General features: G+C 58.2%; 19 protein-coding genes and 1 tRNA gene. 9 read left to right on the top strand and 11 right to left on the bottom strand.

Going from position 1 to position 23,175, the window contains the following annotated elements:
- Nucleotides 1-54 precede the first annotated feature (54 nt).
- From ade to ACR0L1_RS13400, 3 genes are all read left to right on the top strand, one after another.
- The gene (gene ade / locus ACR0L1_RS13390; RefSeq protein ID WP_480859338.1) at nt 55-1,857 is read left to right on the top strand and encodes an adenine deaminase; all 1,803 of its coding nucleotides are present in this window, start codon (nt 55-57) and stop codon (nt 1,855-1,857) included.
- Nucleotides 1,854-3,317 carry an AMP nucleosidase gene (locus tag ACR0L1_RS13395; RefSeq protein WP_480506068.1) on the top strand — a complete coding sequence of 488 codons (1,464 nt, stop codon included), beginning with the start codon at nt 1,854-1,856 and terminating at the stop codon, nt 3,315-3,317. Before ade ends, ACR0L1_RS13395 begins: the two co-directional genes overlap by 4 nt.
- A 130-nt stretch (nt 3,318-3,447) precedes the next feature.
- Nucleotides 3,448-3,735, top strand: coding sequence for an HU family DNA-binding protein (locus ACR0L1_RS13400; RefSeq protein WP_039533371.1), 288 nt, complete (start codon nt 3,448-3,450; stop codon nt 3,733-3,735).
- Between the two features lie 60 nt (nt 3,736-3,795).
- Here the strand turns inward: ACR0L1_RS13400 and ACR0L1_RS13405 are convergent, their stop codons facing one another.
- The gene (locus ACR0L1_RS13405) at nt 3,796-4,029 is read right to left on the bottom strand and encodes a hypothetical protein (protein WP_170355542.1); all 234 of its coding nucleotides are present in this window, start codon (nt 4,027-4,029) and stop codon (nt 3,796-3,798) included.
- A 194-nt stretch (nt 4,030-4,223) separates the two neighbouring features.
- On the opposite strand from ACR0L1_RS13405, the gene ACR0L1_RS13410 reads away from it, so the two are divergent.
- Complete coding sequence (locus ACR0L1_RS13410; protein ID WP_170790278.1) at nt 4,224-5,111, top strand: DMT family transporter; 888 nt, start codon at nt 4,224-4,226, stop codon at nt 5,109-5,111.
- Here ACR0L1_RS13410 and ACR0L1_RS13415 read toward each other — a convergent pair.
- Nucleotides 5,087-5,608: a glutathione peroxidase gene (locus ACR0L1_RS13415; RefSeq protein ID WP_480859340.1), complete on the bottom strand. Its 522-nt coding sequence runs from the start codon at nt 5,606-5,608 to the stop codon at nt 5,087-5,089. The genes ACR0L1_RS13410 and ACR0L1_RS13415 overlap by 25 nt on opposite strands.
- 140 nt (nt 5,609-5,748) lie before the next feature.
- Here ACR0L1_RS13415 and msrB point away from each other — a divergent pair, with 140 nt between their 5' ends.
- Nucleotides 5,749-6,198 (top strand): peptide-methionine (R)-S-oxide reductase MsrB, encoded by a 450-nt coding sequence (msrB, locus tag ACR0L1_RS13420; protein WP_170786053.1) that lies wholly within the window; start codon nt 5,749-5,751, stop codon nt 6,196-6,198.
- Complete coding sequence (gene msrA / locus ACR0L1_RS13425; protein WP_170771516.1) at nt 6,195-6,704, top strand: peptide-methionine (S)-S-oxide reductase MsrA; 510 nt, start codon at nt 6,195-6,197, stop codon at nt 6,702-6,704. The genes msrB and msrA overlap by 4 nt, the downstream gene beginning before the upstream one ends.
- 4 nt (nt 6,705-6,708) lie before the next feature.
- Here msrA and ACR0L1_RS13430 read toward each other — a convergent pair whose 3' ends face one another.
- The 7 genes from ACR0L1_RS13430 to ACR0L1_RS13460 all read right to left on the bottom strand — a co-directional run bounded on the left by ACR0L1_RS13430 (nt 6,709) and on the right by ACR0L1_RS13460 (nt 17,888).
- Nucleotides 6,709-8,712, bottom strand: coding sequence for a hydantoinase/oxoprolinase family protein (locus ACR0L1_RS13430; protein WP_480859343.1), 2,004 nt, complete (start codon nt 8,710-8,712; stop codon nt 6,709-6,711).
- A 71-nt stretch (nt 8,713-8,783) separates the two neighbouring features.
- A complete protein-coding gene (gene queG, locus ACR0L1_RS13435; RefSeq protein ID WP_480506062.1) occupies nt 8,784-9,821 on the bottom strand; it encodes a tRNA epoxyqueuosine(34) reductase QueG in 1,038 nt (345 codons plus the stop codon).
- A 71-nt stretch (nt 9,822-9,892) separates the two neighbouring features.
- A complete protein-coding gene (gene fzlA / locus ACR0L1_RS13440; protein ID WP_480859345.1) occupies nt 9,893-10,558 on the bottom strand; it encodes an FtsZ-binding protein FzlA in 666 nt (221 codons plus the stop codon).
- A gap of 58 nt (nt 10,559-10,616) precedes the next feature.
- Entirely contained in the window at nt 10,617-11,351 is a 735-nt protein-coding gene (gene mtgA / locus ACR0L1_RS13445) for a monofunctional biosynthetic peptidoglycan transglycosylase (protein ID WP_480859347.1), read from the bottom strand.
- A 116-nt stretch (nt 11,352-11,467) separates the two neighbouring features.
- The gene (gene gltB / locus ACR0L1_RS13450; protein WP_480859349.1) at nt 11,468-16,000 is read right to left on the bottom strand and encodes a glutamate synthase large subunit; all 4,533 of its coding nucleotides are present in this window, start codon (nt 15,998-16,000) and stop codon (nt 11,468-11,470) included.
- Nucleotides 15,997-16,431 (bottom strand): GFA family protein, encoded by a 435-nt coding sequence (locus ACR0L1_RS13455; protein ID WP_170771505.1) that lies wholly within the window; start codon nt 16,429-16,431, stop codon nt 15,997-15,999. Before ACR0L1_RS13455 ends, gltB begins: the two co-directional genes overlap by 4 nt.
- Nucleotides 16,432-16,454: 23 nt before the next feature.
- Nucleotides 16,455-17,888 carry an NAD(P)-dependent oxidoreductase gene (locus ACR0L1_RS13460; protein WP_480859352.1) on the bottom strand — a complete coding sequence of 478 codons (1,434 nt, stop codon included), beginning with the start codon at nt 17,886-17,888 and terminating at the stop codon, nt 16,455-16,457.
- Nucleotides 17,889-18,118: 230 nt separating this feature from the next.
- Between ACR0L1_RS13460 and ACR0L1_RS13465 the strand changes: the two genes are divergently transcribed.
- Complete coding sequence (locus tag ACR0L1_RS13465; protein WP_480859354.1) at nt 18,119-18,922, top strand: undecaprenyl-diphosphate phosphatase; 804 nt, start codon at nt 18,119-18,121, stop codon at nt 18,920-18,922.
- Here ACR0L1_RS13465 and ACR0L1_RS13470 read toward each other — a convergent pair whose 3' ends face one another.
- Complete coding sequence (locus tag ACR0L1_RS13470) at nt 18,923-19,906, bottom strand: complex I NDUFA9 subunit family protein (protein ID WP_480859356.1); 984 nt, start codon at nt 19,904-19,906, stop codon at nt 18,923-18,925.
- A 200-nt stretch (nt 19,907-20,106) separates the two neighbouring features.
- Here ACR0L1_RS13470 and ACR0L1_RS13475 point away from each other — a divergent pair.
- Nucleotides 20,107-20,193, top strand: a tRNA-Leu gene (locus ACR0L1_RS13475).
- Nucleotides 20,194-20,257: 64 nt separating this feature from the next.
- Here the strand turns inward: ACR0L1_RS13475 and ACR0L1_RS13480 are convergent.
- Nucleotides 20,258-21,238 carry a hypothetical protein gene (locus ACR0L1_RS13480; RefSeq protein ID WP_480859358.1) on the bottom strand — a complete coding sequence of 327 codons (981 nt, stop codon included), beginning with the start codon at nt 21,236-21,238 and terminating at the stop codon, nt 20,258-20,260.
- Nucleotides 21,239-21,537: 299 nt separating this feature from the next.
- Between ACR0L1_RS13480 and ACR0L1_RS13485 the strand changes: the two genes are divergently transcribed.
- On the top strand, nt 21,538-23,166 hold the full coding sequence (locus tag ACR0L1_RS13485) for a DUF4139 domain-containing protein (RefSeq protein ID WP_480859359.1): 1,629 nt from the start codon (nt 21,538-21,540) through the stop codon (nt 23,164-23,166).
- Nucleotides 23,167-23,175 lie beyond the last annotated feature (9 nt).

Raw genomic sequence — 23,175 nt, forward strand, 5'->3', positions numbered from 1 at the left:
TGATAGATGTTCGGCAGGGGTTGCACCTTCGGACACATTCAGAAAAGTTGAGCCATGGAATATACGCCTTTCCCAAGTTGGCCCGATACCGCCCCCCGATTGATCGCTGTTGCCGCTGGACGTGATCCAGCCGACATGGTCGTGTGCGGCGGGATCTGGGTGAACGTACACACGCGCGAAGCGCTGCCGGATCACGACATCGCAATCGCCAGCGGGCGCATCGCCTTTGTGGGACCGGATGCCTCGCATTGCATCGGCCCAAAGACGCAGATCATCGAGGCCAATGGGCGCTATATGCTGCCCGGTCTGTGCGACGCGCATATGCATATCGAATCGGGGATGCTGACCCCGGCGGAGTTTGCCCGCGCGGTCATTCCTCATGGCACGACGTCGATGTTCACCGACCCGCATGAGATTGCCAATGTGCTGGGACTGGACGGCGTGCGGATGATGCATGACGAGGCGTTGATGCAACCGGTCAACATCTTCACCCAGATGCCATCCTGCGCGCCATCGGCCCCAGGGCTTGAAACCACAGGCTATGAAATCACCCCTGAGGACGTGGCCGAGGCGATGAACTGGCCCGGCATCATCGGGTTGGGTGAGATGATGAATTTCCCCGGCGTGATCCACGGCGACCCCAAGATGCTGGCCGAGATCGCGGCGACTCAGAATGCGGGGAAAACCGTGGGTGGGCACTATGCTTCGCCTGATTTAGGGCCTGAATTCGCGGCTTATGTGGCCGGGGGCCCCGCTGACGACCACGAGGGAACTTGCGAAGCCGACGCCATAGCTCGGGTGCGGCAGGGGATGCGGTCGATGATGCGGCTGGGCTCGGCCTGGTATGACGTGGAAAGCCAGATCACAGCCGTGACCGAGAAAGGGTTAGACCCGCGCGGCTTTATTCTGTGCACGGATGATTGCCACTCGGGCACATTGGTGAATGAGGGGCATATGAACCGCGTGGTGCGCCACGCGATTGCCTGCGGTTGCGATCCGTTGATTGCGTTGCAGATGGCGACGATCAACACCGCCACCCATTTCGGGCTGGAACGCGAGATCGGGTCGATCACGCCAGGCCGGCGGGCGGATATTATCCTGAGTTCTGATCTGGCTGCGTTGCAGATTGAGGTGGTGATCGCCCGCGGCCAGATCGTTGCCGAAAATGGCGCGATTTCAGTAGACTGCCCGCATCTGAACTGGCCGGACAGTGCGCGCAATACGGTGCATCTGGGCCATACCCTGACCGATAAGGATTTTGAGATCAAAGCCCCAGAGGGCGCCAACCGCGTGCGGGCCAATGTGATCGGCGTGGTGGAGAATCAGGCACCGACCAAGGCGCTGAAGGAGGAATTGCCCATCATCGGCGGGTTGGTCGAGGGCGAAAGCGACGTCTGCCAGATCGCTTTGGTCGAACGCCACCGCGCGACCGGAGGAGTCACGAACGCATTTGTCTCGGGCTTTGGGTATCAGGGGCGCATGGCCATGGCCTCGACCGTGGCGCATGACAGCCATCATATGATCGTGGTGGGAACCGACCGCGAACAGATGGCACTGGCGGCGAACCGTCTGGCCGAGGTGGGCGGAGGTATCACCCTGTTCCGCGACGGCGAGGAACTGGCGCTGGTGGAACTGCCCATCGCTGGCCTGATGTCCGACAGTCCCGCCGCCGATGTGGCCGCCAAGGCGGACCGGATGGTTCAGGCGATGCAGGACTGTGGCTGTCAGTTGAACAACGCCTATATGCAGCACTCGCTGCTGGCCCTTGTCGTGATCCCCGAACTGCGGATTTCCGACCTTGGGCTCGTGGATGTGCGGACATTTGAAAAGATCGACCTTTTGGAACCCCTCGCATGACAATAATAAGAACACCCGACGTCCCAAACCCTGAGAAATTCACTGACCCTGCTGCAGCCGTGGCGCGCCTGGAAGAGCTCTACGAAAAGGCCACAAGTTTCCTGTGCGAAAACTTCGCCAAAGCGATGGAGGCAGGCACTCCGACTGAGCGTTTCAGAGCCTATTACCCAGAGATTCGCATCAAAACGACCTCATACGCGCATGTGGACAGCCGGCTGAGCTTTGGTCACGTCTCGGAACCCGGCACCCATGCCACGACGGTCACACGGCCCGATCTGTTCCGGGCCTATCTGACCCAACAAATTGCCCTGCTGATCAAAAACCACGACCAACCAGTGACGATTGGCGCCTCGGATACACCCATCCCGGTTCATTTCGCGGTGGCCAATAACCCCGACCTCGTGGTGCCGCATCAGGGCGCGGCGGGATTCACCTTGCGCGATGTGTTCGACGTGCCGGATCTGACGACCACCAATGATGATATCGTCAACGGGGTGCATGACCACGAAACCGAGATTGGCCCCTTGGCGCTGTTCACCGCCCAGCGTGTGGATTATTCGCTGGCCCGTCTGGCGCATTACACTGCCACCGATCCCAGCCACTTCCAAAACCATGTGCTGTTCACCAACTACCAGTTCTACGTGTCCGAGTTCGAGAACTATGCCCGCGAACAACTGGCCGACCCGGAAAGCGGCTATACCAGCTTTGTGTCGACCGGGAATGCGCAGATCACCTCGGCCGATGGCGTTTTGGAGCAGCCGCTGAAGCTGCCTCAGATGCCGACCTACCACCTGAAACGCGCCGATGGGTCGGGGATCACGTTGGTCAATATCGGGGTGGGGCCATCCAACGCAAAAACCGCGACCGACCATATCGCAGTTCTGCGACCACATGCGTGGCTGATGGTTGGCCATTGCGCCGGCTTGCGCAACACGCAGGCGCTGGGGGATTTCGTGCTGGCCCATGCCTATCTGCGCGAAGACAAGGTTCTGGACGATGACCTGCCCGTCTGGGTCCCGATCCCGCCCCTAGCCGAAGTGCAGGTAGCGTTGGAACGCGCCGTGGCCGAAGTGACAGAACTGGACGGCTACGAGCTAAAGCGCGTCATGCGCACCGGCACCGTCGCCTCGGTCGACAACCGCAACTGGGAACTGCGCGACCAGTCCGGCCCGGTGCAGCGCCTCAGCCAGTCTCGCGCGATTGCGCTGGATATGGAAAGCGCCACGATCGCCGCCAATGGATATCGGTTCCGGGTGCCCTATGGCACTTTGCTCTGTGTCTCGGACAAACCGCTGCACGGGGAATTGAAGCTTCCGGGCATGGCCTCGGACTTCTATACCACACAGGTCAGCCGCCATTTGGCGATCGGAATTCGCGCGATGGAACACCTGCGAGGCATGCCGCTTGAGCGTCTGCACAGCCGGAAATTGCGTTCTTTTGACGAAACAGCCTTTCTCTGAAGCAAAAAAGCAACGTTTTCCCCCTATTTTTGGGGTTTTTCGCGCTACTATTCGTTGTGTTCAGCCACAATATCCCGTTACAGTTACGCGGTGAGGCCCAAGACATCGGGCACGTTAAGGAGACCAAGAAATGGCAAAGCCTATGACAAAGACTCAGCTGGTTGCTGCTCTCGCTGAGGAAATGGGGACTGACAAGAAAGCCGCGAACGCCGCGCTGGAGGCCATGACCGGCCTGATCACACGCGAAGTTTCGGCCGGCGGCGCAGTGACCCTGCCCGGCGTTGGCAAAATCTACTGCCGCGAGCGCCCCGAGCGCATGGTGCGCAACCCCGCCACTGGCGAGCAGTTCAAGAAAGAGGCCGACAAGGTGGTTAAAATGACCATTGCGAAGGCACTGAAGGACAGCGTGAACGGCTGATCTCAGCTGTCGCAAAGATACGATCAAGGGCCGCCGTTTGGGGGCCCTTTTTCTTTGGGATCAGTGCAAACTTAACAGCACTTCCAGATCACGACGGCTGAGCCGGTTCATCAAGGCCCGATCGTCTGCAGACAGTTTTGCTTCCTTACGAATATACGTTTCAAGGTACGTCGCGATCTCACTGGTTGGGCGATAGTACAGATCAGGCGAAGATTGGCTGAGTTCATCCACAAGCCGAAACAGCAGCTTTTTCTGCCGCTCCGAATCCAGGTCTTTTCGCTTCTCTTGCAACATAACGGGCTTCGCCTTTGTTGTGGTCACTTATGATCTAGCGGGCCGAAAAGTAACTCCAACTCCGGTAAGAAATAAATTGTGCGCCGCGCGTGTGGTGCCCTTATGAGATTCCTAGTTACTACGGCCAGACGGTACATCTTGCGACCCTTACTGATTTAAGGAACAGTGCGCGAAACCAACAAAGAGGATGGGCGATGGATCTGCGCGCCATGGCGATGGGGCTGACATTTGCACTGATCTGGTCGTCGGCCTTTACTTCGGCGCGGATCATCGTGATGGACGCTTCACCGTTGTTTTCGCTGGCACTGCGCTTTTTGATTTCCGGGTTGATCGGCGTGGCCATTGCGCGCGCAATGGGACAGAGCTGGCGGCTGACACAGCAACAATGGTACGCGACCATCCTGTTTGGAATCTGCCAAAATGCCCTTTATTTGGGTCTGAATTTCTACGCAATGCAAACGATTGAGGCGTCGGTTGCCGCCATTATCGCCTCGACCATGCCGCTGCTAGTGGCGCTGGCAAGCTGGCTGTTTCTGGGTGATCGTCTGCGGCCCATGGGCGTGATCGGCCTGCTGGCAGGGTTTGCAGGCGTCGCCCTGATCATGAGCAGCCGCATCAGCGCGGGCGTTGATATGTTCGGCGTGATGCTCTGTGGTGTTGGAGCCTTGGCGCTGACCTTCGCCACCTTGGCGGTGCGCGGGGCGACCTCGGGCGGGAATTTCATGATGGTTGTGGGGTTGCAGATGCTGGTTGGTTCAGCCGTTCTGTTCGTCGCGGCTCCCGTATTCGAGACGATCTATATCCACCCCACGGTGCCGCTGGCGCTGGCTTTCACCTACACAACCCTGTTCCCCGGCTTGTTGGCCACGCTGATCTGGTTTCTGCTGCTGGATCGGATCGGAGCGACCCGCGCAGCCACCTTCCACTTCCTCAACCCTGTTTTCGGCGTGACGATTGCTGCGTTGCTACTGGGGGAGAAACTCGGCCCACTGGATGCCGTTGGCGTACTGATCACCACCGCCGGGATTTTGGCCGTGCAGTTATCGCGGCAACCTGCTCAGGGCAGCAAAGCCTCGACCTGAGACAAAACTTGCCGGGAATCGGGGCGCGTGGTTGCGCCATAGGTCGCTATAACTTCGCCTTCAGTGTTCAGAAGGATTTTGTTGAAGTTCCAACTGGGCTCAAATCCTGTCTGCTCCGCGACCTGTTGATAGAAAGGATGCGCTTTTGCGCCTCGAACCGAGGTAATGTCGGTCATTGGCAGGGTCAGGTTATAGTTGAAGTCACAGAATTCCTTGACCTCTTCCGCCGAGCCTAACTCCTGATTGAAGGAATCCGAGGGCACTGCCAGCACCACCAGCCCACGCGGGCCATAATCCTCATGCACCTGCTGCAGCGCGCTGTATTGCCCGGTAAAGCCGCAATGCGAGGCCGTGTTCACCACCAAAACCGGCTGCCCGCGCCAATCCGCAATCGACAGGGTACCGCCGTCGATGGACGGAAACTTTCCGCTCAACGGCGCAGCCTGCACGGTGCGCCCGGTCAGAAGCAAAGCGGTCAACAGCAAGATGCGGAACATGGTGAACCCTCCTCTACACAAGTATACGCGCCAAATCGTCCCCTGGATCAACGCACGAGGGCGCGAGGCGCATGAAACAGGCTTTGATTTCTGCGCCCCAACCCCCAAATAATGGTGCAACTCAACCGACCGGAGGATCCATGACCCAATACACCAAATCCCCCGAGGCCATCGCTGCCCTCTCGCCCGAAGAATACCATGTCACGCAGAACAGCGGGACCGAGCGTCCGGGCACCGGCAAGCTGCTGAACAACAAGGAACCGGGGATTTATGTGGATATCGTCTCGGGCGAGCCGCTGTTCGCTTCGACTCACAAATACGAATCCGGCTGCGGCTGGCCTAGTTTCACCAAGCCCATCGTGCATGAACATGTAGAAGAGTTCCGGGATACCACCCACGGCATGATTCGCACCGAGGTGCGTTCAAAACACGGCGACAGCCATCTGGGCCACGTCTTCCCCGACGGCCCGCGTGAACATGGCGGGCTGCGCTATTGCATCAACTCAGCCTCCTTGCGGTTTGTCCATCGCGATGACATGGAGGCCGAAGGCTATGCCGACTATTTGATCCATGTGGAGGAAATCCAATGACCGAAGAACGCGCTGTCCTAGCAGGAGGTTGTTTCTGGGGAATGCAGGACCTGATCCGCAAGCTACCGGGCGTGTCCCGCACCAGCGTCGGCTATACTGGCGGCGATGTCCCCAATGCCACCTATCGCAACCACGGTACCCATGCCGAAGGGATCGAGATTTTCTTTGACCCCACGCAGATCAGCTATCGTGACCTCCTGGAGTTCTTTTTTCAGATCCACGATCCGACTACGGTAAACCGTCAGGGCAATGACCGCGGGATGAGCTATCGTTCGGCCATCTACTATGTGGATGACGCGCAAAAACAGGTGGCGTTGGACACGATTGCCGATGTGAACGCCAGCGGTTTGTGGCCCGGCAAGGTCGTGACCGAGCTGGAGCCCGTCGGTGATTTCTGGGACGCCGAGCCCGAGCATCAGGACTATCTGGAGCGTATCCCCAACGGCTATACCTGCCATTTCCCGCGCCCCGATTGGGTTCTGCCCAAACGCGACGCGGCAGAATAAGCGATCAGCCGGCGGCGACCCTTGGGCGGCCGCTGGCTTCGACCGTGATCATGGCCTCGACAAAGACCTCCTGCGCCTCGACGCGGGCTGTGCGGATGTCGCGGTCAACGATCACGCGGATATCCTCGGCCCCGGCGTCGCGTACCGCGCCCTCAGCCTCGGATCGCAGTACGGATTCCAGCAGCGACAACGCCGCCTCGGAATCGTTGAAATCCTGCGGTCCGTCCTCAAGATGCACCCGGAACTTGCCCTCGGAAGGCGACGTGACCGTCCCCGTCCGGCGCAAGGTCAGGCGACCGACGACCGCGCCGATGGCATTCGCCACGCCAGTATGTTCGGGCAAGATCATCTTGCAATGCAAACGGTCCCCCACCGCCGGGTAATAGCTGGGGGCCGAGGCACCCAGCCCGATCACATCCACATTCAGCGCCGCATCCAAAGCCAACAGGCCCCGGTGTCGGGCCAAGCCCTTGCGCGTTAGAATGTGCCGAGCCAGATCCGTCGGGGGAATGCCAAAATCCTCGACTTCTTCGGCAAAAGCAGTCTCTAACAAAGCCAAAGACGTTTGTTCCGTCAACTGATCCACGATCATCTGCGCCAAAACCTCGGGGGTTTTCGCCAGCACATCGCCTGACCCAACCCGTTTGCGCGACACCAATTCCAGCGCCTTGCATGCTGCCTCAGCATCCCAGGCGTCCAGCCGCCCCAGAACGTGGCTGGCATCCGACGGCGTCACGCCCGAGACCTGAACGATCCCGCGATCCACCAGCCGCGTCAGGGCGCCATTCTCCATCCGTGTGCGCAATAGGTCGCTCAGCGGCAAAACCTGATCGCCAAGACGGTCCAATAACACCTCTTCCCGTGCACCCAGCCCTTCGGCGTGGATACCGGGCACGCGGCGGGCAAACCGCGTGTCATGTTCACCTACCGTGGTCGCGCGCAGTTGTTTGTCCAACTCAGCATGCACCACATCCGGGGCCTGGGCCGCGATCAGCGACACTGGCAATACCCTACGCGGCCCAAGGACCACGCCGCCCCCCAGCCCCTCGGTCACCACATGGACCTGACTGTCGCCGCCCAGACCATGGGTGCGCATCGCCACCGCCTCGACCATGGTGCGAAAGCCACCGACGCGCGCACCATTGGGATCAATTGCGGGCTTACTGTCGCGGATCACGGCGATGTCCGTGGTCGTCCCGCCAATATCCGACACCAGCGCATTCTCGGCCCCCGTCAACCAACTGGCCCCTACGATCGAGGCCGCAGGCCCGCTGAGGATCGTCTCAATCGGGCGTTCTCGCGCTTGCTCGGCGCTCATCAACGCGCCGTCGCCGCGGACCACCATCATCGGCGCGGTAATTCCCAACGTCAGTAACTGATCCTGCGCCCGTCCGATCAGCCGATCAATCATCCCGATCAGCCGTGCATTTAATACCGCCGTCACTGCCCGTTTCGGCCCGTTTAACTTGGCCGACAGGTGATGAGAACATGTGACCGGAGCCCCTGTCCGCTCGGCTATAATCCGCGCCGCTTCCAGCTCATGCGCGGGGTTGCGCGTGGCAAACTGCGCGGCCACGGCAAAGCCGGATATGCCTTTATGAGAGTCTAAAAACGTTTCCAACGCGGCTACATCCAGCGGAGCAGTCTCACCCCCCGCATGGCTATGACCCCCGGCAATCATCAGCGCCGGATCACCCTTCAACGCGTCGCGCAACCCGTGCCGATCCAGATCGCCCTCTTTGAACCCGATATAGACCAACGCCACGCGCCCGCCCTGCCCCTCGACCAGAGCATTGGTGGCCAAAGTGGTCGACAAAGATGCCATCGAGATCTGCTCGGGGCCAACCGCCGCCTGTTCCAACACAGCCGAAATCGCTTTGCCCACGCCGATTGCCAAGTCTGCCCGCGTGGTCAGCGACTTGGCCGAGGCGATCACCTCAGCCTCATCCCGGATCAGCACCGCATCCGTATAGGTTCCGCCCGTATCAACCCCCAAAGCCAGCGCCATCGGGTTCTCCTTCCTGTTCGCTGAATTGGGTGTAGCGGTTTGGATCGACACGTCCAACCTGTTTGCGGCACTTAGGGCAGTTGTTGCACCGCCCAGCGCGCGGCATCAGCCACAGATGCATCCGGATCTTCCACCAACCCCTGCGCCACCGGCTTCAGCGCGGGCAAACCGGAATTGCCAATCGCATACAGCACATTGCGCACAAACCGATCCCGTCCGATCCGCTTTATGGGCGAGCCCGAGAACTTGGCCCGAAACGCCGCATCATTCAACCCCGCCAATTCAGCCAGAGGCGGGGCCAACAAATCATCCCGCGCAGCATAGCGAATATCGCTGGCCGCAACGGCAAACTTGTTCCACGGACAGGCCGCCAGACAATCATCGCATCCGTAAATCCGATTGCCCAACTTGCCGCGCAGATCTTCTTCCACCGGCCCCTTATGTTCGATGGTCAGATAGGAAATACACCGCCGCGCATCCAACTTGTACGGCGCAGGAAACGCATCTGTCGGACAGGCATCCAAACAAGCGCGACACGACCCGCAATGATCCACCTCGGCCATATCCGCAGGCAGGTCCAATGTAGTAAAAACAGAGCCTATAAAAGCCCAATTTCCCCAATCACGGCTGACCAGATTCGTATGCTTCCCCTGCCATCCCAGCCCCGCCGCATGGCCTAGGGCCTTCTCAGGCACCGGCGCTGTATCAACAAACACCTTCACCTCGCCGCCACCTTCGGCAATCAACCACCGCGCCAACCGCTTGAGGCGTTTTTTCACCAGATCATGGTAGTCCTTGTTCTGCGCATAGACCGAAATCGCACCCCGATCAGGATGGCCCAAAACCTCGGTCGGATCATGTTCAGGCGTATAGCTCTCGGCCAGCATGATCACCGACCGCGCCTCGGGCCACAAAGCCGACGGATCGCCCCGCCAATGGGTCCGTTCGGCCATCCACCCCATCTGTCCATGATACCCGGAATCCAAAAACGCCTGCAACCGCGCGGGCACTTCCGGCACATCCCACGGCCGACAAATCCGACAGGACACAAACCCCTCACTCAATGCCTGAGCGACCACCTTGTCCTTTAAATCCGATCCGCTCTTCATCTGGCTAAAATATCCTCGGGGGGAATCGCGCCCCGGCGCGATGGGGGGCAGACAGCCCCCCTGCCACCCTATCAGAAATCCAGATCCGCGTAATGCGGCGGAGGCCGAAACCCCGGCACCTGATCCGCCAGGATAGACCGAAACGCAGGCCGAGACTTGATCTTGGCGTACCAATCCTTGACCGCCGCCGAACGGTTCCAATCCACGTCCGAGATATAGTCCAGCGCCGACAAATGCGCCGCGGCCGCGAAATCGGCCAATGTCATCTGGTCGCCCGCCAACCAACGCCGGTGATCTAGAAGCCATGCCATGTAGTCCAGATGATACTTGATCGCCTTGGCACCCTCTTTGACATTCTTGCTGTCCGGGTAACCTTGCCCGGTCATCTTCTTGTTGACCCGCTCGTACAACAGTTTCGATGTCACCTCGCGATGAAACTTGTCGTCAAACCAGCCGACTAGCCGCCGGACTTCATACCGGGCTTCCGGTGTTTTTGGCATCAAAGCGGGTTCGGGGCGCGTTTCCTCGATATACTCGCAAATGGCGCTGCTTTCCGCCATGACATGCCCGTCCAATCGCAGGACCGGCACTTTACCCGCCGGATTGCGGCGCAGGAAATCCGGGTCCTGTTCCCAGTATTTCTCTTCGACCAGCTCGACCTCGATCTTCTTTTCCGCCAGTGACAGACGGACCTTGCGGCAGTACGGTGACAGGGGAACGTGAAACAGACGCGCCATGAGCTTCCAATCGAACCAGTGAATACCCCTCAGCTTTAGCCCCGAGAGGGTTCGGTTTTCAATCCTCGAAACAATCCGCGCGACCATCTGCGCGGATGGTGGCCGCCCCGTCTAGAATCGCAGCCGCTCGTCTGCGGGTGCGCACCGACGGGTCGGTTACCGACCGATTTCGCGGGGATGGCAGGATCGCCGCAATCCGCGCCGCCTGAACCGAGGACAGTTTGGACGCCGGAACGTTGAAATTACGCTGTGCCGCTGCCTCAACCCCGAATACGCCATTTCCGGTCTCGGCGACGTTCAAATAGACTTCAAGTATACGTTGTTTGCTCCAGAAAATTTCGACGACCGGCGTCATCGAAGTTTCAAGCGCCTTGCGCACCCAACTGCGCCCTTGCCACAAAAAGACATTCTTCACCACTTGCTGCGTAATCGTCGACGCACCTCGGGCACCACCCCCTTCAATCGCGTCACGAATAGCTTCGACATCAAACCCCCAATGGCGGCAGAAATTGGCGTCCTCAGCCGCTACGGCTGACCTCGCCATGATCGGCGAAATCTGTTCGATGGGAACCCAGTCACGCTCGACCTTGCCCAATCTGCGCCATTCGGACCAGATCGTATGGGTCACCGGAGGGTTGACTACCGAATAGAGCCCAATCAGCGCCACTACAAACACCGCAATCGCCAATAGCCCACGCGTGACCCAGCGGCGAATCCGCATCACGACGTTGGGTTTGGCTTTCGACGCCTTCTTTTTCTTACCGCTTGTCTTGCGGACTGCTTTCTTTGCCATGCCACAGCTATACGACGTGTAGGCCTTGTTTGAAATGTCTGTTGTAGAGATCCATGAATAAGAAAACCCGCGTACCGGAGTGGTACGCGGGTTTTGCAATTTGACTGATTGGCGACTTATTCTGCCGGAACGGCTTCAACCTCATTAGTCAGAGGATGGCTGAGCTTGTTCAGCATCTCTTTCGGGCAGACCTGCAGGAAATTGGCCTTTTCCACATCCCAATGTTGCAGGATATCAGCGGCCTTGCGGCTGAAGGTCTCAGACTGATGAGTTTCGATCAGCGTTTTCAGCTGGTCTTCCCAATGGTCCACCGTAACCGGGCAGGTCACCAGCGTTTCCATGTTCATCAGAGCCTGTGCCTTGCCTTCGGGATCGTACAGGTACGCCATGCCGCCGGTCATGCCCGCGCCAAAGTTGGCACCAATGTCGCCCAGAATCACGGCGACACCGCCGGTCATGTATTCGCACCCGTTCGAGCCACAGCCCTCGATCACCACTTTGGCGCCCGAGTTCCGAACCGCGAACCGTTCGCCTGCGCGGCCTGCTGCGAACAGGTGGCCATCGGTGGCGCCGTACAGAACAGTATTGCCGATGATCGTGTTGTCATCTGCCTTAAGCGGGCTGACCTGCGGTGGGCGCACAACGATCATGCCACCGGAAAGGCCCTTGCCAACATAGTCGTTAGCATCGCCAGACACTTCCAGCTTGAGCCCCGGAGCCGCAAACGCCCCCAGCGACTGACCGGCCGAGCCCTGCAATTTCACATGCAGGTGGTCGTCCTGGAACGTGTTCCGCATCCCGAAATTCTGCACGATATGGCTGGATACACGAGTACCAACCGTCCGGTGCGTGTTCTGGATCGCGTAGGACAGCTGCATCTTTTCTCCGTCTTTCAGGAACCGCGCCGCATCGCGCACGATCTCGGCATCCAGCGTATCCGGCACTGCGTTGCGGTCCTTGTCGCGGTTGTAGACGATGTCATGTGCGCCATCGACGGTGATCAGCAGCGGGTTCAGGTCCAGATCGTCCAGATGCGCCGAGCCACGGCTTACCTGCGCCAGCAGATCGGCCCGACCGATGATTTCGTCAATCGAGCGCGCACCAAGGCTGGCCAGCAGCTCGCGCACTTCCTGAGCGTAGAAGGTGATCAGGTTGACGACCTTGTCGGCATTGCCGGTGAATTTGGCGCGCAGGGATTCGTCCTGCGTACAGACGCCGACCGGGCAGGTGTTCGACTGACACTGACGTACCATGATACAGCCCATCGCGATCAGGGCAGCGGTGCCGATACCGTATTCCTCGGCTCCCATCATTGCAGCCATGACGATGTCGCGCCCGGTGCGCAGACCACCATCTGTCCGCAGAGTCACGCGGTCGCGCAGGTTGTTCATCGCCAGAACCTGATGCGCCTCGGTCAGGCCCATCTCCCACGGCAGACCGGCGTATTTGATCGACGTCGCAGGCGACGCACCCGTGCCGCCATTGTGACCCGAAATAAGGATGATATCCGCTTTCGCCTTGGCCACACCGGCTGCAATCGTGCCAACGCCCGAGGACGCAACCAGCTTCACTGTCACCTTACAGCGCGGGTTGATCTGTTTCAGGTCATAGATCAGCTGCGCCAGATCCTCGATCGAATAGATGTCGTGGTGCGGCGGCGGTGAGATCAGCGTCACACCCTTGGTCGAATGCCGCAGGCGCGCGATCAGGTCGGTCACTTTCATGCCCGGCAACTGGCCGCCCTCACCGGGTTTCGCACCCTGGGCGACCTTGATCTCAAGCTCCTCACACTGGTTCAGGTACTCGGCTGTCACACCAAACCGGCCCGAAGCCACCTGTTTGATCTTGGCCGAGGGGTTGTCGCCATTGGGCTCGGGCACGAAATGCGCCGGATCTTCGCCACCTTCACCCGAGTCAGATTTCGCGCCAATCCGGTTCATCGCCACATTCAGCGTTTTGTGCGCCTCGGGGCTCAGCGCACCCAGCGACATGCCCGGCGTGACAAAGCGCTTGCGGATCGAGGTGATCGACTCGACCTCTTCAATCGGCACCGGTTTGCCCAGCGGTTTGAAATCCATCAGGTCGCGCAGATGAATTGGCGGGTTCGATTGCATCTTGGCCGAGTATTGCTTCCACAGCTCGTAAGATGCGCGGTTACAGGCCATCTGCATCATGTGCATCGAGGTCGCTTCCCACGCGTGGGTCTCACCCGATTTGCGCGCCTTGTAGAAACCACCGATGGGAAGCACGTCCAGACCGCTGTCCCAGCCCTTGGCATGGATTTCCTCGGCCTTGGTCTGAATACCGGTCACACCGATACCGGAAATCCGGCTGGTCATGCCGGGGAAATACTCAGCCACCATGGCACGGCTAAGGCCCACGGCCTCAAAGTTCAGACCACCGCGATAAGAGGAGATCACCGAAATGCCCATCTTGGCCATGATCTTCAGCAGACCTTGGTCGATTGCCTCTCGATAGCGTGCGACGTTTTCGGTCAGCGTGCCATCCAGCAAGCCGCGATCAATGCGGTCAGCCAGCGAGTCTTCGGCCAGATAAGCGTTCACCACGGTCGCGCCGCAGCCGATCAGAACGGCAAAGTAGTGCGGATCAACGCATTCGGCCGAACGCACGTTCAGCGAACAGAAGGTCCGCAGCCCCTGACGGGTCAGATGCGAGTGCACCGCGCTGGTCGCGAGAATCATCGGCATCGCCACGCGACCTGCGCCCGAATCCATGTCGGACAGCACCAGATGCCCCGCGCCCGAGCGCACGGCCTCTTCTGCTTCGGCTCTAACACGAGTCAAAGCGGCGTTTAACGCGCCCCGACCGGGTTCAAAGCTACAATCTATTTCCGCCAGCGGCGAACCGAGATTTTCTACCAGCTTGTCCCATTGGGTGTTGCCGACAAAGGGGCTGTCCAGCGTGATGATCTCGGTCTGGCTGCTGTCTTCGTCCAGCACGTTTTTCAGGTTACCGAACCGGGTTTTCAACGACATGACGCGGTATTCGCGCAGACTGTCGATCGGCGGGTTGGTCACCTGACTAAAGTTCTGGCGGAAGAAATGGCTGAGCGGGCGGTATTGCTTGGACAAAACCGCCGATGGCGTGTCATCGCCCATCGAGGCCAGGGACTCTTTGCCGTCTTCAGCCATGGGGGCAAGGATTTGCTCCAGCTCTTCAACAGAATAACCGGCTGCGATCTGTCGCTTGCGCAGTTCCTCTCCGCTGAACTTCGCGGTTTCGGTCACGCCTGACAGGCTTTCATTCAGATCGTTGATCTTGCCAACCCATTCGCCAAAGGGCAGGGCACGGGCCAGTTTGTCCTTGATCTGTGTGTCGCGGTACAGCTTGCCACGCTTCATATCCACGGCCAGCATCTGACCCGGACCCAGCGCGCCTTTTTCCGTCACCGATGCCTCATCAATCGGCACCATCCCGGCCTCCGACCCGGCGATAACCAATCCATCACCCGTCACAACGTAGCGCATCGGGCGCAAACCATTCCGGTCGAGCCCGGCGCAGACCCAGCGACCATCGGTCATGGCCAGGGCGGCGGGGCCATCCCATGGCTCCATCACCGAGTTGCAGTAGGAATACATGTCGCGCCACGCCTGCGGCAGCTCGACCGCCTGTTTGGACCAGCTTTCCGGCACCAGCATGGTTTTCGCCATTGGAGCAGACCGGCCCGCACGCACCAGAACCTCGAAAACCGAGTCTAATGCGGCGGAATCCGACGATCCGCCCGCGATGATCGGTTTGATGTCCTCGGCGTAGTCCCCAAAGGTCGAGGATGCCATGCGGATCTCATGGCTTTTCATCCAGTTGACGTTGCCTTTCAGCGTGTTGATCTCGCCGTTATGGGCCAACATGCGGAAGGGCTGGGCCAGCCACCATTGCGGGAAGGTGTTGGTCGAATAACGCTGGTGATAGATCGCAAAGGCCGATTCAAAGCGTTCGTCCATCAGGTCGGGATAGAAAACCGCAACCTGTTCGGCCAGCATCATTCCTTTATAGATGATCGAACGGCAGGACAGCGACGCCAAATACAGGCCGGAAATTCCTGCCGCCAATGCTGCCTTTTCGATCCTACGACGGATCACGTAGAGCTCGCGCTCAAAGGTGTCTTCGTCCACACCTTTGGAGTTCGAGATCAGGATCTGCTCAATCTCGGGCCGGGTCGCATTGGCCTTTTCACCCAGGCAGGTCACATCGACCGGCACGTGACGCCAGCCATAGATGTAGTAACCCATGCGCAGCACTTCGGTTTCCACGATGGTTCGGCACTGTTCCTGCGCACCAAAGTCCGTACGGGGCAAGAAGACCTGACCGACCGCGATCAGCTCATCCAGATTGGGTTCGTGGCCGGTGCGGCGGATCTGATCATAGAAGAAGGGAACAGGGATCTGCACATGGATACCCGCGCCATCGCCGGTCTTGCCATCGGCATCCACAGCGCCCCGGTGCCAGATCGCCTTGAGCGCATCAATCCCCGCGTCGACCACCTTGCGCGACGGCCTACCGTCGACAGACACGACAAGGCCGACACCGCAGGATGAATGTTCTTCCTGCTCGGAATAGAGACCGTTTTCGGCCATCCACTGACGTTTGGCTTCTTCGGCGCGCACCCAATCGGCATCATATTTGGTCATTGGCTGTCTCCTTCTTCCGAGGGGGCGTACATGGCCTCGACCTCGGCTTTGGTCATTTGCTTGCGTTCACCTGCGAACGCGTATCCTTCGGGCTTTTTGTCGAAGTAAAGTTCAAGTTTCAGCGTGTGGCCTGTATCCTGAAACAGGCCTGCCGCGATTTGCGTGTGTCCGTGCATTTCACCTGGAAGCGTGATCCGGTACCACAGCGCCGAGCCGCAGTCAGCGCAGAAGGCGCGCTCGGCCCAATCGGACGAGGTGAAGGTCTTGACGGGCCCAAGCGCGGCGTAGCCTTCTTCGGCCTGAAAAGTAACCAGCATCGAACTTGTCCAGCGTCGGCATTGGTCGCAATGGCACGCGCCCAGCGCATCGCGCGCGGGCGTAGCGGTCACCGTGACCGCGCCACACATGCATTGGCCTTGCAACTCGGGCATTTCGAGGCTCCTGATCGCTGGGTTTATTCGGCTGCAACCGCAGCCTTGGTGTTGAACCGGTCAATGATTGCATCGGCGCAATCGCGCCCGTCGCGGATCGCCCACACGACCAGAGAGGCCCCACGCACGATGTCACCGATGGCATAGACGCCGTCCATCTCGGTCTCGCCGGTCTGGAAGGCCGCCTTGACGGTACCCCAGCGTGTCACAAGCAGGTCGGGCTGGCCGAACAGGCTGGGCAGGTCTTCGGGCTCAAATCCCAGCGCCTTGATCACCAGATCGGCGTCTTCGACATAGTCCGCGCCTTCGATCACCTCGGGGGCCTGACGGCCGGTTGCGTCGGGCTGGCCCAAGCGCATCTTCTGCACCATCACACCTGTGACGTTGTCGTCGCCGGTAAAGCCCTTGGGCGCGCTGAGCCACTCAAACACCACGCCTTCTTCTTCGGCGTTCTGAGTCTCGCGCTGCGAACCAGGCATGTTCGCGCGGTCGCGGCGATACAGGCATTTGACCGATGTCGCCCCTTGACGGATCGAGGTTCGCACACAGTCCATCGCGGTGTCGCCGCCGCCGATTACGACAACCTTTTTGCCAGCCGCGTTCAGGCGACCATTGTCGAAGTCTTCAACCGCGTCGCCGAAGCTTTTGCGGTTCGAGGCCGTCAGGAAGTCAATCGCCTTCTCGATCCCGGCCAAACCGCTGCCCGGCATGGACAGGTCGCGCGACTTGTAAACGCCAGTGGCGATGATCACTGCGTCGTGCTTCCCACGAATTTCTTCGAATTTCGTGGCGTCGACGTCACAATTCAGTTCAAATGTCACGCCACCATCTGCCAGCAGATCGTTGCGACGCTGCACGATGTCCTTTTCCAGTTTGAAACCCGGAATACCGTACATCAACAAACCACCGGCGCGGTCATAGCGGTCATAGACCGTCACCTGAATACCGGCGCGGCGCAGCATGTCGGCAGCCGCCAGACCACCAGGACCCGCACCGATGATGCCGACGCTTTCGCTGCGCTCGGTGCCCGGAACAACGGGCTTAACCCAACCTTTGTCCCATGCGGTATCGGTGATGTATTTTTCGATCGTGCCAATGGTCACGGTGCCATGGCCGGACTGTTCAATCACGCAATTGCCTTCACACAAACGGTCCTGCGGGCAGATACGGCCACAGATTTCGGGGAAGGTGTTGGTAGCCTGACTGGTCTGATAGGCCTCTTCCAAGCGCCCGGTTGCGGTCAGGCGTAGCCAATCGGGGATGTTGTTGTGCAGCGGGCAGTGGGACTGACAATAAGGCACACCACATTGGCTGCAGCGGCTGGCCTGCTCTTCCGCCTTGGCCGAGGCGAATTCGGCGTAAATCTCGTCAAAGTCTTCCTTGCGCGTGTCTGCGGCACGCTTTTCGGGCATGGCGCGATCGACTTGCACAAATTTCAGCATCGGTTGCTTGGCCACGGGTCAGACTCCATGAATTGGCTTGATCGAGCTTCCATAAAAGATGCAAGATCAGATGAAAAGTCACAAATGCTGACCTATTTAGTAATTTCCAAAGCAAAATTTCCAATGATGTCCAAAAACTTTGAAAAAATAGATCCGATTCGGACCTATAAGTGTCCTTTCCTTTTCAACGCAGCACTTATACCCATGAATCGCATAAAACACGTGGCAATGGCACGGGCAGGTTCATGAGTCTTTTTCAGCTGATTCTTGTGGCAATCATTCAGGGCGTCACCGAATTCCTGCCGATCTCATCCTCGGGCCACCTGATTCTTCTGCCCAGCCTGACCGGCCTGCAAGATCAGGGTTTGGCTATAGACGTAGCGGTTCATGTGGGAACTTTGGGTGCCGTGGTCCTGTATTTCTGGCCCGACGTAAAGTCCGCGGCGGCGGGGCTGCCCCGCGCGCTGCGCGGTAAAACGGACACTGAACAAGCGCGACTGGCCTTGGGGCTGATCGTTTCGACCATCCCGACGGTAATCCTTGGGGCGGTCCTGTTTCAAAGCGGACTCAGCCAATCCCTGCGCTCGATGGCGATAATCGGATGGACCATGCTGGGCTTTGGGCTGTTGCTTTATTGGATGGATCAGAAAGGCCCGCAGACAAAAGAAGCCAAGGACTGGGGACTGAAAGATGCAGCCATCATGGGGCTGTGGCAGATGCTGGCGCTGATCCCCGGCACGTCGCGGTCCGGCATCACAATCACCGGCGCACGGCATCTTGGGTATACGCGAGAAGAAGGCGCACGGATCGCAATGCTGATGTCGATCCCGACGATCCTGGCATCGGGCATCCTGCAGTCGGTCGATGTGATCAAAGAGGCCGACCTGAGGCTGGCCATCGACGGCGCCATCGCCGCCCTTTTTGCCTTTGCCGCCGCCTTGCTAGCGCTATCCCTGATGATGCGCCTGCTGCGCAGTGTCAGCTTTACGCCTTACGTGATCTACCGCGTTTGTCTGGGCGTGATCCTGCTGATCATCGCCTACAGCTAATCAGGTGCGCAGATTGTCGGCCGATCTCTGGATCTCGTCATACTGACCCGAGGGGCGGAACTTCCACAGATAGTCCGGAAGAACCGATTCCAGCGTGGCGGGTTCAATCCCCAGATCGGCAAAACCCTTGGCACCGTCCGACACGACATTGTCGCGCCGCAGGTTCTTTAGCTGATCGCGAGTCAGGATGTTGTTCGGGAACAACTGGAAACTTACGAACTTCACAATATCAAGGACGCCGGCCATGATCCGGGCCAAAAAGAACGGCATCCCGAGAATGATGCGGCGGCGATGGATCACATCAAGCATCTGCTGCATGAGCGCGCGGAAGGATTTCACCTCGGGCCCGCCCAGCTCATAAGTGCCAGCCTTGGCTTGTCCCAAAACGCCCTGCACAGCGGCTTTGGCTACATCATCCACATACACAGGCTGGAATTTCGTCTCAGCGCCCACCAGCGGCAGGAATGGCCCCATGCGGGTCATCCCGGCAAAGCGGTTGAAGAACTGATCCTCGGTCCCGAAAATGACCGAGGGGCGCAAGATCACGGCACCGGGCATATGTTCCAGTACGCCGGCTTCACCCTGTGCCTTTGTCTGCGCATATTCGCTGTCCGAGTCCGCATCCGCGCCGATGGCCGAGATATGGACCATCGTCGCGATCCCCTGCTTGGCCGCAATCCGTGCGATCCGTTCGGCACCTTCGGCCTGAACGGCGTCAAACGCGTTCTTGCCCAGCTCGTTCAGCACACCCACGCAGTTCACCACCGCATCCGCGCCCTGCATAGCCGCTGCGACCGAGGCATCGTCGCGGATATTGCAAAGAATAGGTTCGACCTGCCCGACCACGCCATAGGGTTTGACAAACATCGCCTCGTTCGGATGGCGCACCGCTACCCGAACACGCCACCCTTCGCCTGCCATGCGCCGCGCGACATACCGGCCGACAAACCCAGATCCGCCATAAATCGTGACCAGTTTTGACATAGAAGGGCTCCTGTTTTTTAGGTCCAGATCCGATCTACCGCCCAAAAGGTCGCGGAACAAGGCGCAATAACGCCGCGTGCAAGGGAAAAACCCCACCATTCTCAGGGGTGTTCCGTATGCGGTCAAAAAACTTTCAAAAAACTTCCCGAATCCGGTTGACGCCCCTCGCCAGTGGGCTTAAACGCCCCCCCACGACACCTGCCCAGGTGGCGGAATTGGTAGACGCGCTAGCTTCAGGTGCTAGTGTCCGTATGGACGTGGAGGTTCGAGTCCTCTCCTGGGCACCATCGCTTCCGAAAACTCGCTGTTTTGTCCGGACGCAAATGTCCGTTCTTGCAACATGCTGTACCATCAGTCTGTTTCGACGAGCGCTTTCATTTCGCTGTTCCGCTTTTTTGCTTGCTTCTGAACGCGTTGAATAAACGTTGGTAACAAGTTCGGACCTTGTTGCGATCTGTATGACTCACTTGCTTCGTCGCCAATTAGTTCAGCGTATTTTACCCATGTGCGAAAACTGAAAACATCCCTCAGACTGAGAAACGTTTTCGAGTTCGTCTTCCGCAAGGATGTCGGGAGCTTCAAGTTTTTGAAATAGCGCGTCTCTTTCGCAACCCAATCATCTGGTACCTTGAACTCACTGAATGCTTCAGCTTCGTTGAATTTAAAATCCGGGTATTCCTGCACGAACTCGGAGCATCCGTGCGAAATTTTTGTACGAATCCCCTTTACCCCGTTCCGAATTTTGAGGCTTTCGAAAGCTACCATGCAGTCCTTAGCTTCTTCGATGCTCTGGCAATAAATATACCCTTTATAGGGGTATTTGATGCCATCTCTCAGCTCAATCATGCACTTCCTTGCATTGTCGTTCGGCAGATTGAGCAAAAGCAAAAGGAAATAGGTTTGGAACATCTCGTCTAGATTTGAAGGCAAGATTTGCACTTTGTAGCAATCGTGACAAAGCCGCGATATCACCTTGGTTTCTTTGAAGAACTTGATCCTCGTATCGCAGTGCGTTTGTTGGCCTTTGATTTTCATGACCCGGCCCGAAAACGCCTGAGCAATCGGGACGGCAGTAGCCATGCCTGCAGAAGACAAGACAGACATCCAATGATGATAACTTTCGCAAATTTGCGAGCGATCCAGCATGTCCTGACGCCAATCTGGACCTAGGTCTTCATTTATCCGGGCCTGCGTCGCGCCAAAGGTACCGCTTGCATTCTCGGAATTTTCCCAAAGGTCCAAAAGAGTAACGAGACGCCTGATGGCAGGACCGTCTTTGGGATTAATCAAAACCCTGTCTTCAAGCTTCCTGACCTGAGGGCCAATCGACATCCCACACCTCCTGCCTGCGGAAATCTCCTACAGGCATGGTGATCGCCTTGATCCGCATTGCGGTCAACTCATTTGCTCACGGACGCAAACAATAGATCCCCCCAAGCTTAAAAGGTCAGGACACCTCCTGTTCCGCCACGACCTCGGCAAATCCGGTGAAGAACTTGCCCCACCGTTTTTTGGCTGTCCCTGCAATCAAACGGCTGCCCAATCTGGCGACTCATTTTCTTTTGACTTGATGCAGCGCAGCACTCCTGCAACCTATACGGTATGGTGCCACTGATTTGTTGCGAGTTGTTATGAAATCTTTGATCTATTCTTTAGCCTTGTTGCCGACACTTCTACATGCTGATCTACATGCTGAAACTTTTACCATTGAAACCAATGTTAGCGCCGTGACTGTGTACCCGGAAGGGGCTCAGATCACCCGAACAGGCGCATTCGATGTGCCAGCGGGCCGTCATCGACTGGTTCTGTTGGGCACACCGAAAAGCGACGATGTAGGCTACCAAATCGCGACAATGCAGTTTCGCGCAGATGGATTAAGTCAGACGGCTCTGATCTCACGCTACGCAGACGTGCCCTGGCGCGACTATGTCGGCGAGGCCGTCAAAAAGGTAGAAGAACGTATCGAAGACATAGAATCTCGAATCCAATCGGTCGAGGATCAGGCTGACACCGCCCGATTGAAGGCCCAAGCTGCCGGTCACACGATTGCGTTCCTCACCAATCTGGGGCGTAACGTAGGCTCGGCCGAGTCGGATCCCGAAAACCTGCGCAGCATTGCCCGCATGGTTGGCGACGAAACCCTTGATGCTGAAAACACCGCGCAGGCAGCAGAGCTTGAGGCGCGAGAAACTGAAACCCAACTGGCAGAGCTTGAGGCCGAGCTGGAAACGGCGCACGCTGATCTGGCCGCGCTTTTGCCGGAAGCGGATGAACGTATCTTTATCGCCGTAGATGTTATTGCCGAAGAAGATACAAACGGAACACTATCGCTGTCATATCTCACTTATGAAACTGCATCATGGCAACCGGCTTATGTCTTTGATCTGAAAACCGGAAATACCCAGAAGGTGCAGATCAAACGCAGCGTCTTTGTGGCTCAAACGACTGGTGAAGACTGGAACGACATCGCCCTGAGCGTTTCCACACTGCAACCCGACGATCAAAGCACTGCGTCTAGGATTCGAACCAAACGCCGCTCTATCCGTGAAAAGCCCAAAACGCTGGAAGAACCGGTCGTAGAGGCGCCGGTTGTGGCCGAAGAAACCGCGAGAAGTTGGAACCCGAGCGCCGCGTCAGTCCAAGGAACGGGCACGACCTATACGCTGCCAGTGCCGATCTCGATTTCCAGTGGATACGGGGCCGCCGAACTGGAACTGGATACCATGTCTCAATCTGCAGAACTTTTTGCCTTGGCCAACCCCAGCAGGGACGACACGGCTTATCGCACTGCGCGTTTCACGAATCCGTATGCACAAAACCTAATCTCCTCGGAATATGCCAGATGGCATGTCGATGGCGTTCTGGTCGCAATCGATGCCAGCCCCGAAATCGGACCTCGTGAAGAGGTGGAATTGGGATTTGGTCCGCTTTATGCTCTGACTTTGAAGCATCAAATTCTGGGACGGCGCAGCGGTGACGTTGGGTTGATATCACGCTCGAACGAAAGAGTTGAACGCGCTCAAATTCACATCGAGAATCTCTCGGACCAAACTTGGCCCCTACGGCTGCTCGAGAGCGTCCCCTTTTCCGAACAGGATGATCTGAATATCACCTGGAGCGCAAATCCCAGCCCTGCCGAAGAAAATGTCGATAACCGGCGGGGAGTTCTGGCGTGGGAAATGGAGTTGGCCCCCGGACAGGCAGAAACTATTCAAATCGAGACAGAACTAAACTGGCCCGAGGGTATGATCCTACGGTGATTCAATTGC

The sequence above is a fragment of the Ruegeria sp. J8 genome (genome assembly GCF_056531925.1).